Genomic DNA, 1,554 nt, shown 5'->3' with positions numbered 1-1,554 from the left:
CGTATGCGCTGACGCATCTGGATGCTCTGGAGTCCGAGGCGGTGCATATTTTCCGTGAGGTGGCGGGTGAGTTCGAGCGGCCGGTGATCTTGTTTTCCGGTGGTAAGGACTCGATCGTGATGCTGCATCTGGCGTTGAAGGCGTTCGCGCCGGCTGGGGTGCCGTTCTCGCTGCTGCATGTGGACACGGGGCACAACTTTCCCGAGGTGATCGAGTACCGGGACCGCACGGTGGCTCGGTACGGGCTGCGGTTGCATGTGGCGTCGGTGCAGGACTACATCGACCGGGGTGCGCTGCGCGAGCGTCCGGACGGGACGCGTAATCCTCTGCAGACGGTGCCGTTGACCGAGGCGATCCAGGAGCATCGTTTCGACGCGGTGTTCGGTGGTGGGCGCAGGGATGAGGAGAAGGCGAGGGCGAAGGAGCGGGTGTTCTCGTTGCGGGATGAGTTCTCGCAGTGGGATCCGCGGCGTCAGCGTCCGGAGTTGTGGCAGTTGTACAACGGCCGTCATGCGCCTGGTGAGCATGTGCGGGTGTTCCCGTTGTCGAACTGGACCGAGCTGGATGTGTGGCAGTACATCCAGCGTGAGGGGATCGAGTTGCCGGGGATCTATTTCGCGCATGAGCGTGAGGTGTTCGCGCGGGGTGGGATGTGGCTGACCGCGGGTGAGTGGGGTGGTCCCGGGGACGTCGAGACGGTGGAGCGGCGGTTGATCCGCTATCGCACGGTGGGGGACATGTCGTGCACCGGTGCTGTTGATTCGGATGCCACGACGCTGGATGCGGTGATCGCGGAGATCGCGGCGTCCCGGTTGACCGAGCGGGGTGCGACCCGGGCTGACGACAAGCTGTCCGAGGCGGCGATGGAAGACCGCAAGCGTGAAGGGTACTTCTAGAGATGACCAGCTCCACACAGTTGCTGGCCGAGGGGTTGTCGGCCACGACGCTGCTGCGTTTCGCGACCGCCGGGTCGGTCGATGACGGGAAGTCCACGCTGGTGGGCCGGTTGCTGCACGATTCGAAGTCGGTGCTGGCCGATCAGCTGGAGGCGGTCGAGCACGCCTCGCGTTCGCGTGGCCAGGAGGCACCGGACCTGGCGTTGCTGACCGACGGGTTGCGGGCCGAGCGGGAACAGGGCATCACCATCGATGTCGCCTACCGTTACTTCGCCACGGCCCGGCGTCGGTTCATCCTGGCCGACACCCCCGGGCATGTGCAGTACACCCGGAACATGGTCACCGGCGCCTCGACGGCCGAGCTGACCGTGATCCTCGTCGACGCCCGCAACGGCGTGGTCGAACAGACCCGCCGGCACGCCGCACTCGCCGCGCTCCTGCGCGTCCCCCACGTCGTGCTCGCCGTCAACAAGATGGACCTCGTCGACTACGACGAGACCGTCTTCGCCACCATCGCCAAGCAGTTCACGGCATACGCAAGCGACCTGGGCGTACCCGAGATCACCGCGATCCCGATCTCCGCGCTCACCGGTGACAACGTCGTGGACGCCTCCTCGAACATGAGCTGGTACGGCGGCCCCACCGTGCTCGAGCACCT

The 1,554-nt window shown here is 65.9% G+C and carries 2 protein-coding genes; both read left to right on the top strand.

Annotation, left to right across the window (positions count from 1 at the left end):
- A partial coding sequence (gene cysD / locus ACFV6V_RS31105) for a sulfate adenylyltransferase subunit CysD (protein ID WP_385571183.1) occupies positions 1 to 896 on the top strand: 896 nt, incomplete at its 5' end.
- A 2-nt stretch (positions 897 to 898) separates the two neighbouring features.
- Positions 899 to 1,554 (top strand): GTP-binding protein (locus ACFV6V_RS31100; protein ID WP_385571182.1); only part of this gene is annotated, 656 nt, incomplete at its 3' end.

Origin of the sequence: Streptomyces sp. NPDC059828, assembly GCF_042731955.1 — a bacterium.
Taxonomy (GTDB): domain Bacteria; phylum Actinomycetota; class Actinomycetes; order Streptomycetales; family Streptomycetaceae; genus Streptomyces.
This window is presented reverse-complemented; position numbering and strand designations above follow the sequence as displayed.